Below are 14975 nucleotides of genomic sequence, written 5' to 3' on the forward strand. Positions count from 1 at the left end.
GCCCCGTGCCGGTCTGCGCCCAGGGTCACGCCGCCGACCACGTCCTCGCCGGGGCCGCCGGCCCCCCCGGCGGCGAGGGGCGGGCGGGGGCCCCCCCCCCCGCCGCCCCCCCCCCCGGGGGGGGGGGGGGGGGGGGGGGCGGGGGGGCGGGGGGGGGGGAGGGCGCCGCCCCGCCAGTCCCAGGCCGCGATCACGGAGCGGGTGTAGTAGCCGCGCGCCATGATGAGCGAGGGGCGGGCGCCGTCGAGGTACGCGGTGCCGGCGAGGAAGCGGTCGACGCGGTTGCCGTAGTTGTCGCCCCAGGAGGAGACGTTGCCGCGGGCCGGGACGTAGTCGACCGTGCCCATCGCCCTGCCGGTCTGCCCGTTGAACATGGTCAGGTACTCCGGGCCGGAGAGCACGTAGCCACTGGAGTTGCGGTGGTCGGCCGACGAACTGCCGATCACCGCGCCCGTGCCGTCCCGCGTGCCGTCGGCCGTCTTCATGGCGACCTCGGCCTTGCCGTCGCCGTCGTAGTCGTACACCTGGAACTGCGTGTAGTGCGCGCCGGAGCGGATGTTGCGGCCCAGGTCGATACGCCACAGCCGGGTGCCGTCGAGCTTGACGCCGTCGACGACGGTGTTGCCGGTGTAGCCGGACTGGGAGTTGTCCTTGGCGTTGGTGGGCTGCCACTTGAGGACGAAGTCGAGGGCGCCGTCGCCGTCGAGGTCGCCGACGGAGGCGTCGTTGGCCTCGTAGGTGTACGCGATGCCGTCGGGGGTGGTGCCGCCCGCGGGCGGGGAGATGGGGACGTCCTTGTAGCCGGTGCGGAACTGGATCGCGTGCACCGAGTCGGCCTGCTCGACGCCGCCGACGATCGCACGGACGGTGTAGTCGGCCTGTTCGGGAGCGCCGGAGTGGAAGTAGTTGGTGGAGCCGGTGATCGGGGTCGCGTTGACCTTCGTACCGGCGCGGTAGACGTTGAAGGAGACGTCGCCCGGGTCGGTGCCCAGCCAGCGCCAGCTGACCAGGTTGCCGGCGGCCGTGTGGACGCTGACCACACCCCGGTCGAGTTTCTCGACCTGGCGGGCGGTGGCGGCCATGGGGGTGCCCCCGCGCGAGCCGTGCGAAGCCGGTTCGAGCGTGGGGGACGTGCCGGTGGGGCCGGTCAGCGCGGTGAGTCCGGCGGCGACCAGCGCGGTCGTGGCGCCCAGCGCGGAGAGGACGACGCTTCGTCTGCGGTGCTTGTGCGGGTGCTGCACGAGACGTACCTCCTGAAGGACGGACGGGTTCCGGCCTCTCAGTGGTCGCCGTGCACCTCGAAGTTGCCGTATCTTTCGGCCAGTTCGGCGGCCGTCCGGGCGATCTTCGCCCGCAGCTCCGGCGGGCCCAGCACCTCGATGTCCGTGCCCAAACGCAGGAACTCGCCCGCCGCATGGTCGACGGACTCGATCGGGACGGTGGCCTGGATCCAACCGGTCTCGTCCGTACGGCCGTTGGCGGCGACGGCGCGGGCGAGCGGGCCGGAGAGCGTCACCGACGGCGCGATGCGTACGACCGCCTCCGCACGGTACAGCCAGTCGTGGAAATCCCTCTGGTACGCCTCCCAGTAGGCAGCCAGATCGAAGTCGCCGGGACGCGTGAACTCCTCGTCCGAGGCGGTGAGTTCGAGGATCTGGTCGACCCGGAAGGTGCGCGGCCCGGGACCGGCGACCACGTACCAGCGACCCGCCTTGAGGACCAGTCCGTACGGTTCCAGACGGCGCTCCACGTCGGTGGGCTCGCGCCAGCGCCGGTAGACGATGTGCAGCACCCGGCTGTTCCACACGGCATCGGCGACCGAGGGCAGATACGGGGCCTCCTCGCCGTCCGCGTACCAGCCGGGGGCGTCGAGGTGGAAGCGGCCGCTGATCCGGTCGGCTTGGACGGGCAGCGCGGCGCGCACTTTCAGCTCGGCGGCGGCGAGCAGGGAGCCGAGGCCGAGTTCAGCAGCCGGCCCCGGGACCCCCGCGAGGAACAGCGCCTCCGCCTCGTCGGCGGTCAGGCCGGTGAGGCGGGTGCGGTAGCCGTCCAGCAGCCGATAGCCGCCGTCGTGGCCCGCGTCGCCGTACAACGGGACACCGGCCGCCCTCAGCGCGTCGACATCCCGGTAGACCGTGCGGACGGAGACCTCCAGCTCCTCGGCGAGCTGGGCGGCGGTCATCCGGCCCCGGGTCTGGAGGAGCAGCAGGATCGAGATCAGGCGGCTGGACTTCACTGACACATGGTGGCAGTGAAGCGGTCCTAGCGTCCTGCCATGAGCTTCACCGAGAGACTGCTGACCGTGCCGCCGCCGATCGAGGTGGCCGGGCGGCACATCAAGCGCTACCACGTCACCGCCGACCCGGCGGGCATCGCACCCGACGTCGAGAAGGCGGCGTACGCGATCCTGCCGGACCTGCTGCCGGAACCGGACGGCACCCCGCCGGCCACCTTCGTCGTGCTGCACCGAGGCGGTGACGACGGGGCCTACCTGAACGCCTACAGCTGGGTCTGGGACAACGTCCTGCACTTCCGCGGCGCCGCGGCCGGCCAGCCGGCACTCGGCTGCCCGGACCACGACCCGACGCACTTCATCACACCGGACAAGCCGTGGATCGGCTGCGTCTGGGAGCTGCCGCCGATCCTGCACGAACGAGACGCCTGGGTACGGCACCTGCTCGCGCCCGAACTCCCCGACCTGGCCGCCTACTTGGCGGACACCCTGCCCGCCGGAACCACTGGAGACCGGGGCGCTGCGCTGGCGTGAGCCGATCACATCGGGCCGGTTCAGGGTGCAGGTCGGTCTGCGTGGCCGTCGCTCTGGGGGCTGCCGCCCCCAGACCCCCGCTTCGGCCTGAACGGCCTCGTCCTCAGACTCCCCCAGAGGGGGCACCCCCAACGGGCTCAGATGTGGTGACCGGCACTGAGAGGGCCGACGACGCGTTCCCCCCACTCTCAGCTTCGCCGAGCGGGTGGACCCATCGGAAGGGCCCGCGTGCGGTTCGTCTGGTCGGGCGTCTCGGCGGACGCGGCCCGCTGGGAGCAGGCGTTCTCCGTGGACGGCGGGGAGACCTGGCTGAGCAACTGGATCATGGAGTTCAGTCGTCGGGCGGCTTCCTGAAGGCCCGGAGGGAGAACACGGGGTCGGGGCGCGGCCGGTTCTGGTCGGGGAGCGTCGCCAGGAGCTCGGCGAAACGTTCGGTGCGCGGCTCGCCGGGCGGTAGCTGGGTGAACCAGCCGCGCCGCAGGTCGGCGGCGGTCCGCCGGGGGCTGCGGCCCTGCCCCACGCCCGGGAAGCGGGCCTGCCCGGCGGGGAGCAGTCCCTGCTCGGCGGCGTACGACTCCACGGCCGCCGCCTCGTCCCGGGCAGGCCGGCGTGGGCGCGGGGCGAGCACGGCATCGATGTCACTGCCCACGTCGTGCGCGGCGGCCTTGTCGACGGTGGTGACGTACATACCGCCCGGCCGCAGTACGCGGGCGCACTCGGCGACGGCGGCCCGCACGTCGTCGGGTTCGTCGAGCAGATGCAGCAGCCACACGCTGGTCACGGCGTCGAACGCGCGGTCCGGGAACGGCAGCCGCCGGCTGTCCGCGAGCACGACCGCGCCGGGCAGGCGTACGGCGGCCATCCGGGCCATCCCGGACGTCAGATCCGCGCCGGTCACCCGCAGCCCGGGCCGGGCCGCCGCGAGCCGCCGGGTCACGATGCCGGTGCCGCAGGCCACGTCGAGGAGGCGGCCGGTCACGCCGGGCAGCAGGCCCAGGACGGCGGCGGCAGCGGCGGCGGCCCGGGGCTCGCCGCCGCGTGTGATGTCGTAGGCGTCGGCTTCCTTGTCGTAGTCCAGCACCGCGTCACTTCGCCCCGTGGGCCGGTGCCAGTTCCTCCACCCGGCGGGCCAGCTTGAAGTCCCGCTCGGTCACCCCGCCCACCGTGTGCGTGTTCACGCTCAGTGACAGGGTGTTGTAGCCGAGGGTGAGGTCGGAGTGGTGGTCGAGCTCTTCCTGGACCTGGGCGATGTGGACGACCATCGCGGTGGCCGCGAGGTGCGAGCGCAGCCGGTAGGAGCGGGCGATACGGTCCCCGTCCAGGGACCAGCCCGGCAGCTGAGCCAGCCGCTCCTCGATCTCCTCCTGCGACAGCGGTTCGAGGGGCATGGCCTCGCTCCTTCCAGGGTGTCGGGTTCCTCTTCAGCGTGCCACAGCCGCGCACTTGACGCCCTGGTCAGACGGGTGCCCGGAGATCTGTTCCGGACACATTCCGGCGCCGCTGGACTCGCCCACGGACTACGGTCGTCGTATGACCACTCCCGTGTCCGACGGCGCCGCACTCCCCTCCGGCGACGGCGTCGGTCCCCTGCTGCGAGCCTGGCGGGAGCGGCGGCGGGTCAGCCAGCTGGAGCTGGCGCTGCGGGCCGACTCCTCCGCCCGGCACATCAGCTTCATCGAGACGGGCCGCTCCCGGCCGAGCGAGGAGATGGTGCTGCGGCTGGCCGAGCATCTCGACGTGCCCGTGCGCGAGCGCAACGCCCTGCTCCTGGCGGCCGGTTACGCCCCGCGCTACCGGCAGACCCCGCTGGACGACCCGGCGCTGGAGCCGCTGCGCGAGGGGATCGAGCAGCTGATCCAGGGCTACGAGCCCTACCCGGCCTTCGTGGTGGACGCGACGTACAACGTGGTGGCCGCCAACCGGGGCATCCTGGCCCTGCTCGACGGCCTGCCCGAGTCGCTGCTCGCGCCGCCGCTGAACGCGATGCGGCTGACCCTCCACCCGGAGGGCCTCGCGCCCCGCATCCTCAATCTGCGGGAGTGGCGCGGCCATCTGCTCGCCCAGATGGAACGGCAGATCGCGCTGCAACGCTCGGAACCGCTGCGGGAGTTGTACGAGGAGGTCGCCGCGTACCCGGTGCGGGAGACGGCGGAGGAACCGGCCGAACCGGCCCCGTCCTTCGCGCTCCCGATGCGCATCGAGCACGACGGCCGGGTGCTGTCCTTCATCTCCTCGATCTCCACCTTCAACACCCCCATGGACGTGACCGTCGCCGAGCTGGCCATCGAGACCCTGCTCCCGGCCGACCCGGCGACGGTCAAATACCTTCAGGCGATCGCGCAGGACTGATCACCGAGCTTGAAGGAAGCGGGTTTCGCGTTCGCTCCCGACCAGCTCCCCGTGAACCCGAAGCTCACCGACGACCCCGCCGCCACGGTGCCGTTCCAGCCCACGTTCTTCGCTGTCACCGCTGAACCCGACTGCGTGTGATCGGCGTTCCAGAGCCGGGAGATGGTCTGGCCGTTCGGGAAGGTCCAGCTGAGGGACCAGCCCGACCAGGCGCTCGTGCCGGTGTTGCTCAGCTGGACGTCGGCCTGGAAGCCGCCCGACCACTCGTTGGTCACCTTGTAGGTGACGGCGCAGGCGCCCGTCGGTGTGGGCGTCGGGTCGGTACCGCCGCTGTCGGGGGTGTCGCCGTAGATGACGCCGCGGCCGTTGGTCGCCACGTACACCCGGCCGTACACGCGAGGATCGCCGGTGATCGCCGCGCCCGTCCAACCCCACTGGTGGGCGTCGTCGTTGACGCGGGTCCAGCTCGCACCCTTGTCGGTGGAGCGGAAGATGCCTCGTACGCCACCGATCTTCGCGCTGGTGTAGAGGGTCTGGTACGTCGCTCCGGGCGCCGCCTTGCCGAAGCCGATGGTGTCGGCCTGATCGATGCCGGACAGCTTGGTGAAGGTGGCGCCGGAGTCGGTGGAGTGCCACAGGCCGTACGCGCCGTCGCTCGCGCCGCCCGCCAGCCATACGTCACCCTTCGTGCCGGGCAGCGCCTTGAAGCGGACGGTGTCGCCGGAGGGGAGCCCGGTCGCGGCCGACGCGGAGAAGGTCGCGCCGCCGTCCGTACTGACGTAGAACTTCCCGGACTTGAAGCCGTAGAAGGTCTTCGGGTCGACCCGGTCGGACTCGACGATCGCGCCCGCCGGGATGCCGCTCGACGCCGACCAGGACGTGCCGAAGCCCGTCGCGTAGTGGACCCCGGTGCCCTGCGGACTCCACACGAACCGGCTGCCGTCGGCCGCCGCGGCGACCGTGCCGCCACCGCTGACGCCCGAAGGGTCCGTCCCCGCGAACCAGTTGGCGCCGTTGTCCGTCGAGAACGCGATGTGCGGTCCGGAGTCCAGATTGCCGGCGCGGACCACGGTGTTCGGGTTGCTCTCCGCGAAGTCCAGGCTGGTCGTCGAGGTGAAGTTCGGCGAGGTGTACATCATCGGCGGGACCTTGGTGAGATCCGTGTGCCGGAAGCCGCCGATGTCGCCGAGCGCGCTGAGCAGGGGAGCGCCGGACGGCGGTGACGCCAGGTCCAGGACGGCCGTCTCCTCCAGGCCCCGCACCATCGGTTTGATGGTGAACTGGCCTCCGCTGTCCCACTTCGACAGCTCCTCGGTGCCGTAGATCGTCGCACCCGTCCCGTACATCATCCGGTTCGAGTCGAACGGGTCGATCTCCAGCGACTCCGTCATCCAGCCCAGTTTCGGGGTCTGTTCGGGCGGCGCCGGGTTCGCGCCCCAGGTCAGCCAGGGGGACGAGGAGACGTCCATCGTGTAGCGGTTCGCGCGGTTCGGATACGACGTGTAGTCCCAGGCCTTCGTCCACGTCCCGCCGCTGTCCGTCGAGCGGAAGATCTGGGTGTCCGGCCACCAGGAGCTGTACGCCGTCGCCATCACCGTGCCGGGCCGCTGCCGGTCGACGGTGAGACCGCTGAAGCCGTAGTACGTGTCGGCCTCCGCCACCGGGCTGATGTCCGTCCAGGTACCGGTCGCGGTCGCATACCGCCACAGCCGGCCCTTGCCGCCGTCGTACGGCCCGCCGGTGTCGCTGTACGCGAGGTACAGATAGCCGTTCGTCGCGTCCAGCACGCCTTTGTGAGCCAGATAACCGGTCGGCTGCCCGGCGACACGGGACCAGGTCGCCCCCGCGTCCGTCGAGCGGTATACCGCGTTTTCCTTGTCGGCGACCCCGACGTAGATCGTCCGCGTGGCGCTGCCCGCCGTACCGGTCGACTCGTCGAAGGTGACCCAGACGATGCCCTGGTTGTCGGAGGCGTAGCCGCTCGTGTCGCTCGGATCCTGCGCGTAGTTTCCGACGTTGGGGAAGTTCGTCACCTGAGACCAGCTGACTCCGGAGTCCGTCGACCGCCACAGCCCCTTGCCGCTGGGAGCCCCCAGATAGAGCAAGCTGTTCCTGTTCGGGTCGACGGCCAGCCGCTCACCCATGCCGCGTCCCGGCATGTTCCCGCCCAGCTTGAACGGCAGCTCGGCCTTCTGCCAGCTCGCGCCCCGGTCGGCGGAGCGCATGACGGCGCCGTTCCCCGGGTCCCAGCTGTTGGTGTACGTCCCGACCGCCGCGTACACCTTGTCGGGGTCGACGGAGTCGGAGGCCAGGCTCACGACACCGGTGTGCCCCCAGTCGTCCCAGCCGACCGAGTCCAGCAGCGGCGTCCAGGTCTTCGTCGACTCCTGCCAGCGGTAGGCACCGCCGATGTCGGTACGGGCGTAGGCGAGGTTCTTCTCCTTGCGGTTGAAGACGATGCCGGGGACGAAGCCGCCGCCGTCGATGCGCGCGTTCTTCCAGGTGTAGCTGTCGGCGGCGATCGACACCGGCTCGGTGTCGGCGGCGAGCGCGGACGGCGTGCCGGCGAGGAGACCGGCTGCCAGGGCCAGGACGGCCGTGAGGATGCGGGTTCTTCGCACGGGGGGTCCTTTCCGGGTGGGGGATGCGGAGACGGGAGGGTAAGCGCTTTCCCTATGGCGCGAGAGTTGCCGGGCGGCCCTCTGTGCGGGAGAGGACCGCCCGGCTGGTCGGTCTCGCCGTCAGGTGACGAGACCACGCACGCGAAGCTTTGAGGCGGTTCCGCGGAAACGCCGTGAACTGACACGCCCCGTCTTTCAGGGGCGCGGGGAACTGCGCGACCAGCCACAACGGACCCGCAGACAAATCACGGCCAACCCGCGGAGCGCCCGGCGGGGACTATTCGAGAAGCTCCGCGTACGAGCCCATGGCCAAGGCGATGTCCGCCTGGGCCCAGAACCGGTGATACGTGAACGACGGCGCCGCGCCACCCGCGAGATACGCCTCGATCTTCGACCAGGCCGGGTCGTCCTCGTAGAACGACCGGATCGAGTCGAACGTCGACGACGAGTTGATCGCGTCACCGTTCGGCATCGTGCCGCTCCAGCCGGACGGGACGTAGATCGCGTCGTCGAACCGGCTGTAGTCCGCCCGGGTCTCCGGGACGGCGACACCCAGCGCGTCCTGATGGTTGCTCCACATGCCGTCGAGCAGCGCCTTCGCCGTCGCCGCGGCCTCCGTGTCACCGGAGCGGTCCGCGTAGTACGTCAGGGTCTTGGCGTACGCGGCGGCCACACCGACATCGTTCGTGTAGTCGGCGACGGTGACATGAAGTCCGTTGTTGGCGCCCGGACTTGACGGGTTCCAGGTGTCGGGCTGGCCCGACCACTGAAGTGTCGACGGAATCTGGTACGTGCCGTCGGGATTGACGGTCGTCTCGGACAGTGCCCAGTCGACCCACTTGTCGAGGACCGCCTTGGCGTCCGCGTCTCCCGTCTGCTGGTAGTACTCGGCCACCCGCTCCATCGACCACGCCTGGAAGCCGAACCACTGGTTGGACGGCGGGTCGTGGTAGACGGGCTGCTGGTCGTAGTACATGCCGTAGAACGTCGACTTCCCGGCCGGCGGAGTCGCGTACCGGCCAGCCCAGCTGTTGGTCGCGCCGCCCGCGATGCCGCCCTCGGCCGACTGCAGCCAGCGGTAGAACTCCAGCTGCCGGTCGAGCGACTTGGCCCAGTCCGCCTGGCCCGTCGCCGACTTGGGCTTCAGGTCGGCGTAGGAGCTGAGCGCGTACGCGGCCAGCGGGTTCTGGTAGCCGCCGTGCGCATGGCTGGAGCCGATACGCCAGGACCAGCCGGCGGACGTGTCGGTCGCGCCGCCCCAGGCGTAGTACCAGGACATCAGGTACATCGAGGCGTCCTTGCCGGTGCCGGCCGCGCAGGTCGACGGCCCGACACAGTTGCCGACCTTCTTGAAGTACTTGTCGTACATCGAGTAGCGCAGGTAGTCGCCCATCTTCGCGGCCTTGCCGACGGTCGCGGAGACAGCACTGCCCTTGCCCTGCTCCTCGGCCCACTTGTCGGCCCAGTACGCGGCCTGCACGGCGCGCGCGTCGGCGTCCGGGGCGTTGGTGAACTTCCACTGTTTGGCGTAGGACGCGTCGCCGGTGAACAGGTCCAAGTACCCGTTCGGACCGCCGTACTTGAAGGCGTCACAGGTCGGCTGCGGCACCGTCTCCCACACCGACTCCTGCGCACCGCGCTGGAAGGTGTTGATGTACGACGGACCGGTGTCCGACGGCCCCGCCTCGCACTTGCCGGGCGAGTTGCCGTAGCCGTAGACGTTGTCGACGTCCTGCAGCCAGTGCATGCCGTACACGTCGTCCGTGCCGTACGCGCTCTTCAGCTCGGCCGCGATCGGGTCCGAGCCGACGGAGACGGACGAGTCGAGCCGGGCCGGGTACTCGTTCGGAGTGTCCAGCTCGGGTGCGTACGTCGCCGGCTTCGACGGGTTGTAGAAGGAGCCCGTCGGCTGGTCGGCGTGGGTGGGGATCATGTACTTCTCCATGATCTCCCAGGCGCCGTTGAACTTCGACCAGTCGCCGGTCACCTTGCCGTACATGGCCTGGAGCCACAGCAGATAGCTGTACGCCTCCGACGTGGTCTCATGGCCGTGGTCCGGCGCCTCGACGATCAGCGTCTCGACCGAGTGGTACGGGATGCCCTCGGGGGAGAAGTAGCCGTTCGCCGGGTTGGTGATCTTGCCGTAGAGCTCCAGGAAGCGGGCGTCGTACTGCTTCGTCGCCGCGATCTGCGTGACCGTGACCGCGGCCTTCGCATGACCCGTGGCGGACGACTCGAACGTCGCCGAGCCCGTGCCCGTCGAGCCCGCCGTGACCGTCACCGACTGTGCGGTGTTCCAGTTCGACGGAGTGAAGGTGAGGGACGCCCCACCGGTCACCGACAGACCCGAGTTGCCGCCCGTCCGGGCCGTCGTGACGGTCACATTGGCGGACGGCTGCGTCGACAGCTTCACCTGGTACGTGCCCGTCTTGCCCTGCTGGACGGCCAGTTGGTTGGTCGAGGCCACCACGGCGGGACCCGAGGCGACCGTGATGCCGACCGGTGTGGAGCTCGCGGACGCGCCCAGGCTGTCGTACGCCTTCGCCACCAGCGAATGACTGCCCACGGTCAAACTTGAGACCGAGAGCGAGTACGGCGCGCTGGTGTCGGTGCCGAGCAGCGTGGTGTCGTCGTAGAACTCGACCTTGCTGATCGTCGCGTCGTCGGCCGCCGCGGCGGTGGCCGCCAGCGGGACCGCGTCACCCTGCGAGTAGACGGCGCCCGGGGCCGGGCTGGTCAGCACGGTGATCGGCGGCTGGTGTGCGCCCGTGCAGGGCGTGCCGTTGATCGCGAAGCTGGTCGGCGCGGTGTTGGTGCCGCTGTAGGTGAACTGCGCGCCGGTCGTGGCGGCGGCTCCCGCCGCGATCGTCGCGTTGTACGAGGCGCTCTGCACGGTGACCGTCCGGCCGGACTGGGACCAGCTGCCGTTCCAGCCGTTGGCCAGCTTCTGGTTGCCCGAGTACGCATACGTCAGGGTCCAGCCGCTGATCGGATCCGTGCCGCGGTTGGTGATCGTCAGGTCCGCGGTGAAGCCGGAGCCCCAGTCGTTGGTCTTGTAGTCGACGCTGCACTGAAGTGCCGCCGCCTGGGCCGGTGTTGACCCTGTCGACAGCATCGTGAAAGGGAGGGCGAGGGCCGCCACGACGGCGGTCCACAACCGCCGCGCGGTGCGGCGTCTCCTTCTGGGGGGCATGTGCTGGTTCCTCCTTGCGGCTCGGGAGAAGTCAAGGCTTGAACCAGTGGGAGCGCTCCCATAGTGGAGATGGGCGTCAAAGGGGTCAAGGTGCTTGAAGAGTCGAAAAGATTCGATGGATTCCGTTGAGGAAAAGTCAAGCGCATCCCCTGTCCTTTACCGACACTTGGCGCTACCTTCCTTCGCACCAGTGGGAGCGACTCCATCAGTCGGCGCGTCCGTCCCGACGCGCCCGAACTGCAAGGACTCGCTCATGCGACACCCTCCGCGTTCAGGACTTTTACTCGGCTACGAGGTCGCCGGTGCGCGGAACCTGGACCTCGAACAGGCGGAACCGCAGTTCACGTGAGCCCTTGCGCGCCCTCGACGGACAACACCCCCATTCTCCGACCGAGAGGGAAACCCGCACTCATGAGTCGTACCAGAACAGCGATGCTCGCCGCCCTGGCGCTGGTCGCCGGGGCCTCAGGGACGGCATTGGCCGTCGACACCGGCTCAGTGGAGACGGCGGCCGTCCCCTGCACCGTCGACTACAAGGTGCAGAACCAGTGGGACACCGGCTTCACCACCGCCGTGACGGTCACCAACAACGGCGCCGCCAAGTCCACTTGGGCGGTCAAGTGGTCGTACGCCGGAAACCAGAAGATCACCAACGGCTGGAACGCGAAGTTCAGTCAGAGCGGGGCCGCCGTCACCGCAGCCAACGAGTCCTACAACGGGACGCTGGCGGCCGGCGGTTCGATCAGCTTCGGCTTCAACGCCTCGTACAGCGGCAGCAACGCGCTGCCGACGGCCTTCACCCTCGACGGCGTGACCTGCAACGTCGACGGCGGTGGCGGCCCCACGGATCCGCCGGACCCGACGGGACCGAAGGTCGACAACCCGTACGCGGGCGCCAAGGTGTATGTGAACCCGGAGTGGTCGGCGAACGCCGCCGCCGAGCCGGGCGGCAGCCGGATCTCCAACCAGCCGACCGGTGTGTGGCTCGACCGGATCGCCGCCATCAACGGAGCGGGCGGCAAGATGGGGCTGCGCGCCCACCTCGACGAGGCCCTGACGCAGAAGGGGAGCGGCGAGCTCGTCGTCCAGCTGGTGATCTACAACCTGCCCGGACGGGACTGCGCGGCCCTCGCCTCCAACGGTGAGCTCGGCCCGACGGAGATCGACCGGTACAAGACGGAGTACATCGACCCGATCGCCGCGATCCTCGCCGACCCGAAGTACGCCGATCTGCGGATCGTCACCACCGTCGAGATCGACTCGCTGCCCAACCTCGTCACCAACACCGGAAGCCGCCCGACGGCCACCCCGGAGTGCGATGTGATGAAGGCCAACGGCAACTACGTCAAGGGCGTCGGCTACGCGCTCAACAAGCTCGGTGACGCGCCCAACGTCTACAACTACGTGGATGCCGGGCACCACGGCTGGATCGGCTGGGACGACAACTTCGCGCCGTCCGCCCAGCTCTTCAAGGAGGCGGCGTCGGCCGAGGGCGCCACGGTCAACGACGTCCACGGCTTCATCACCAACACGGCCAACTACAGCGCCCTGAAGGAGGACAACTTCACCATCAACGACAACGTGGCCGGCAAGTCCGTCCGCGAGTCGAAGTGGGTCGACTGGAACCGGTACGTCGACGAGCTGTCCTTCGCCCAGGCCTTCCGCACGCAGCTGGTCTCGGTCGGCTTCAACTCGGGTATCGGCATGCTGATCGACACGTCGCGCAACGGCTGGGGCGGTACGGCACGGCCCGCCGGTCCCGGTCCGCAGACCAGCGTGGACGCGTATGTCGACGGCGGCCGTTACGACCGTCGCTTGAACCCGGGCAACTGGTGCAACCAGTCGGGCGCGGGTCTTGGCGAGCGTCCGCAGGCCGCGCCGGCCTCCGGTATCGACGCGTATGTGTGGATGAAGCCGCCGGGTGAGTCCGACGGTTCGAGCAAGTTCATCGAGAACCCTGAGGGCAAGGGGTTCGACCGGATGTGCGATCCGACGTATGAGGGCAATCCTCGGAACAACTACAACATGTCGGGGGCGTTGGCGGATGCGCCGATTTCGGGGCACTGGTTCTCTGCGCAGTTCCAACAGCTGATGCAGAACGCCTACCCGCCGTTGTCGTAGTGCTTTGACTGCGGCTGCGGGTTGTTCGTGGCTTGTCGCGCAGTTCCCCGCGCCCCTTTAGGGCGTTGCAGTCCGCCGGGGTTGGTCAGATCTCTTGGGCCAGGCCCCGGCGGATTGCGAACTCCACTGCTGAGTAGTCGGCGTCTGGGCGCTCCAGTTCGATGGGCTTTGCCGGGAGGAGGTTTGGCTGGGCCATGAAGCGGGGGTGGGTGCCGTGGTGGGGCTGGGCGGCGTGGACGAGGAAGGGGTGGCACAGGTAGACGTCGCCGGGGCGGCCGGTGGCGTGGGCGAGGGGGCGGTGTGCGGAGGCTTCGGCGACCTTGGGGCCGAGCTCCAGGTAGGAGGCGCCCGTTTCGCCGTACGGCGCCAGGACCGGTGGTACGTCGAGATGTGAGCCGACCCGGATGCGGGTCGGGGCGTTGTCCTCGGTGACCTCGCTGAACAGGAACAGCATCAGCAGGGCGCGGTCCTTCGAGCGCAGGTTCGTGTGGGGGTGCTCGGCGCCCTCGGGGACGTAGCTGCCCTCGATGTGCCAGCCCGCGTCGTCCGGTTCCTCCTCGTGCGGGAACCGCAGCGGGAAGGTGCCCAGCGAGTAGCGGGACTGCCAGCGGTCCTCACCCACCAGCAGGTCGAGGGCCTCGTGCAGGGCGGGGGAGTTGGCGGCGGCCGCGAAGGGGCCCTGCGCCATGTCGTAGACCCAGTGCACCGGGTCCTTCCAGGTGCCCGGATCCTCCGGGTCGTACCCGGTCTCCCGCCACAGCAGCCGCGCGCAGTGCTCGGCGACGCGCGGCGGGAAGGCGCCCTCGATCTTCACGAACCCGTCTTCGAGGAACCGCTCCACCATCACGTCGTCCATGGGGCCATCCTGGGCGACCGGCGGCAGGCGGCGCATCCGATTTTCGGCGCCGTGTTTTTTTGCTGTGGCGGCAACTCCGATTGCCTGTTCGCGGTGCGTCGGCGCACGCTGGCCGTACCTGGACGAGAGGCTGACCACCATGGCGCACGACCACCAGCACCAGCACCGGCACGACCACCATCACCACCACGAGCACACCGACATCGACTGGGCGGAGATGGCCCCGCTGCTGGAGGAGCAGGCGGAGCTGTACACGCCCCTGCACGAGCGCGCGCTCGCCTGGCTCGGCAAGAAACAGACCGAGCCGGGGCTGATCGTCGACGCGGGCAGCGGACCCGGCGTCGTCTCCTGTCTGCTCGCCGACGCCTTCCCCGGCGCCCGGGTCGTCGCCGTCGACGGCTCCGAGCCGCTGCTGGAGCGGGCCCGCGCGCGGGCGGAGCGGCTCGGCGTCGCGGACCGCTTCGGCACGCTCGCCGGTGAACTGCCGGACATCATGGCCGACTTGGAGTACCCGGCCGATCTGATCTGGGCCAGCCACAGCCTGCACCACCTCGGCGACCAGCGCGCGGCGATCGCGGCCTACGGCGAGCGGCTGACGTTCGGCGGCACGCTCGCGCTGGTGGAGGGCGGCCTGCCCACCCGCTTCCTGCCGCGCGACATCGGGATCGGGCGCCCGGGCCTGCAGGCGCGTCTCGACGCCGTCCAGGAGGAGTGGTTCACGCAGATGCGGGCGGCGCTGCCGGGCAGTGTGGCCGTGGCCGAGGACTGGCCGGCCCTGATGACCGCCGCCGGCCTGAAGCCCACCGGCACCCGCAGCTTCCTGCTCGACCTGCCCGCCCCGGCCCCCGACCGGGCGCGCACCGTCGCCGCCGCCACCCTCTCCCGCTACCGCGAGACCCTCGGCGACAGCCTCGACGCCACCGACCGCGCCACCCTCGACCGCCTCATCGACCCCGACGACAAGGCGAGCGTCCACCACCGCCCGGACCTGTTCATCCTGTCGGCCCGCACGGTCCACACGGCGGTCCGGACCGGCTGAGGCGGGGCTGGGCAGTCGTCGGCGGCACT

General features: G+C 70.1%; 11 protein-coding genes and 1 pseudogene. 5 read left to right on the plus strand and 7 right to left on the minus strand.

The window, feature by feature from the left end:
* Positions 1 to 1241, minus strand: a pseudogene (locus KCH48_RS39365) (rhamnogalacturonan lyase); the annotation flags it as partial.
* A 38-nt stretch (positions 1242 to 1279) separates the two neighbouring features.
* Entirely contained in the window at positions 1280 to 2236 is a 957-nt protein-coding gene (locus KCH48_RS39370; RefSeq protein ID WP_210582433.1) for a YafY family protein, read from the minus strand.
* Positions 2237 to 2275: 39 nt separating this feature from the next.
* On the opposite strand from KCH48_RS39370, the gene KCH48_RS39375 reads away from it, so the two are divergent.
* Together KCH48_RS39375 and KCH48_RS43055 are read left to right on the plus strand one after the other, a co-directional pair.
* Positions 2276 to 2767: a hypothetical protein gene (locus KCH48_RS39375; RefSeq protein WP_210582434.1), complete on the plus strand. Its 492-nt coding sequence runs from the start codon at positions 2276 to 2278 to the stop codon at positions 2765 to 2767.
* Positions 2768 to 2995: 228 nt separating this feature from the next.
* Positions 2996 to 3121 (plus strand): hypothetical protein, encoded by a 126-nt coding sequence (locus KCH48_RS43055; RefSeq protein ID WP_282615243.1) that lies wholly within the window; start codon positions 2996 to 2998, stop codon positions 3119 to 3121.
* On the opposite strand, the gene KCH48_RS39380 is transcribed toward KCH48_RS43055, so the two are convergent.
* Positions 3099 to 3848 carry a class I SAM-dependent methyltransferase gene (locus tag KCH48_RS39380; protein ID WP_210582435.1) on the minus strand — a complete coding sequence of 250 codons (750 nt, stop codon included), beginning with the start codon at positions 3846 to 3848 and terminating at the stop codon, positions 3099 to 3101. The two genes, KCH48_RS43055 and KCH48_RS39380, sit on opposite strands and share 23 nt — an antisense overlap.
* A 4-nt stretch (positions 3849 to 3852) precedes the next feature.
* Positions 3853 to 4155: a 4a-hydroxytetrahydrobiopterin dehydratase gene (locus KCH48_RS39385; protein WP_210582436.1), complete on the minus strand. Its 303-nt coding sequence runs from the start codon at positions 4153 to 4155 to the stop codon at positions 3853 to 3855.
* Between the two features lie 142 nt (positions 4156 to 4297).
* On the opposite strand from KCH48_RS39385, the gene KCH48_RS39390 reads away from it, so the two are divergent.
* Positions 4298 to 5116 carry a helix-turn-helix domain-containing protein gene (locus KCH48_RS39390; protein ID WP_210582437.1) on the plus strand — a complete coding sequence of 273 codons (819 nt, stop codon included), beginning with the start codon at positions 4298 to 4300 and terminating at the stop codon, positions 5114 to 5116.
* On the opposite strand, the gene KCH48_RS39395 is transcribed toward KCH48_RS39390, so the two are convergent.
* Positions 5095 to 7737: a cellulose binding domain-containing protein gene (locus KCH48_RS39395; RefSeq protein ID WP_210582438.1), complete on the minus strand. Its 2643-nt coding sequence runs from the start codon at positions 7735 to 7737 to the stop codon at positions 5095 to 5097. The two genes, KCH48_RS39390 and KCH48_RS39395, sit on opposite strands and share 22 nt — an antisense overlap.
* 277 nt (positions 7738 to 8014) lie before the next feature.
* Positions 8015 to 10930 (minus strand): glycoside hydrolase family 48 protein, encoded by a 2916-nt coding sequence (locus KCH48_RS39400; RefSeq protein WP_210582439.1) that lies wholly within the window; start codon positions 10928 to 10930, stop codon positions 8015 to 8017.
* 411 nt (positions 10931 to 11341) lie between these two features.
* Here KCH48_RS39400 and KCH48_RS39405 point away from each other — a divergent pair, with 411 nt between their 5' ends.
* Positions 11342 to 13051: a glycoside hydrolase family 6 protein gene (locus KCH48_RS39405; protein WP_210582440.1), complete on the plus strand. Its 1710-nt coding sequence runs from the start codon at positions 11342 to 11344 to the stop codon at positions 13049 to 13051.
* Positions 13052 to 13136: 85 nt separating this feature from the next.
* Here the strand turns inward: KCH48_RS39405 and KCH48_RS39410 are convergent, their stop codons facing one another.
* A complete protein-coding gene (locus tag KCH48_RS39410; RefSeq protein ID WP_210582441.1) occupies positions 13137 to 13907 on the minus strand; it encodes a phytanoyl-CoA dioxygenase family protein in 771 nt (256 codons plus the stop codon).
* A gap of 139 nt (positions 13908 to 14046) precedes the next feature.
* On the opposite strand from KCH48_RS39410, the gene KCH48_RS39415 reads away from it, so the two are divergent.
* Positions 14047 to 14946: a trans-aconitate 2-methyltransferase gene (locus tag KCH48_RS39415; protein ID WP_210582442.1), complete on the plus strand. Its 900-nt coding sequence runs from the start codon at positions 14047 to 14049 to the stop codon at positions 14944 to 14946.
* Positions 14947 to 14975 lie beyond the last annotated feature (29 nt).

Origin of the sequence: Streptomyces sp. GESEQ-4, assembly GCF_017948455.1 — a bacterium.
In the GTDB taxonomy this organism is placed as follows: Bacteria; Actinomycetota; Actinomycetes; order Streptomycetales; family Streptomycetaceae; genus Streptomyces.

Bases quoted from the DNA above. Each gene is read 5' to 3' on its own strand.
- KCH48_RS39375 (WP_210582434.1), top strand. From the start codon at position 2,276: ATGAGCTTCACCGAGAGACTGCTGACCGTGCCGCCGCCGATCGAGGTG.
- KCH48_RS39385 (WP_210582436.1), bottom strand. From the start codon at position 4,155: ATGCCCCTCGAACCGCTGTCGCAGGAGGAGATCGAGGAGCGGCTGGCT.
- KCH48_RS39390 (WP_210582437.1), top strand. From the start codon at position 4,298: ATGACCACTCCCGTGTCCGACGGCGCCGCACTCCCCTCCGGCGACGGC.
- KCH48_RS39400 (WP_210582439.1), bottom strand. From the start codon at position 10,930: ATGCCCCCCAGAAGGAGACGCCGCACCGCGCGGCGGTTGTGGACCGCC.
- KCH48_RS39405 (WP_210582440.1), top strand. From the start codon at position 11,342: ATGAGTCGTACCAGAACAGCGATGCTCGCCGCCCTGGCGCTGGTCGCC.
- KCH48_RS39410 (WP_210582441.1), bottom strand. From the start codon at position 13,907: ATGGACGACGTGATGGTGGAGCGGTTCCTCGAAGACGGGTTCGTGAAG.
- KCH48_RS39415 (WP_210582442.1), top strand. From the start codon at position 14,047: ATGGCGCACGACCACCAGCACCAGCACCGGCACGACCACCATCACCAC.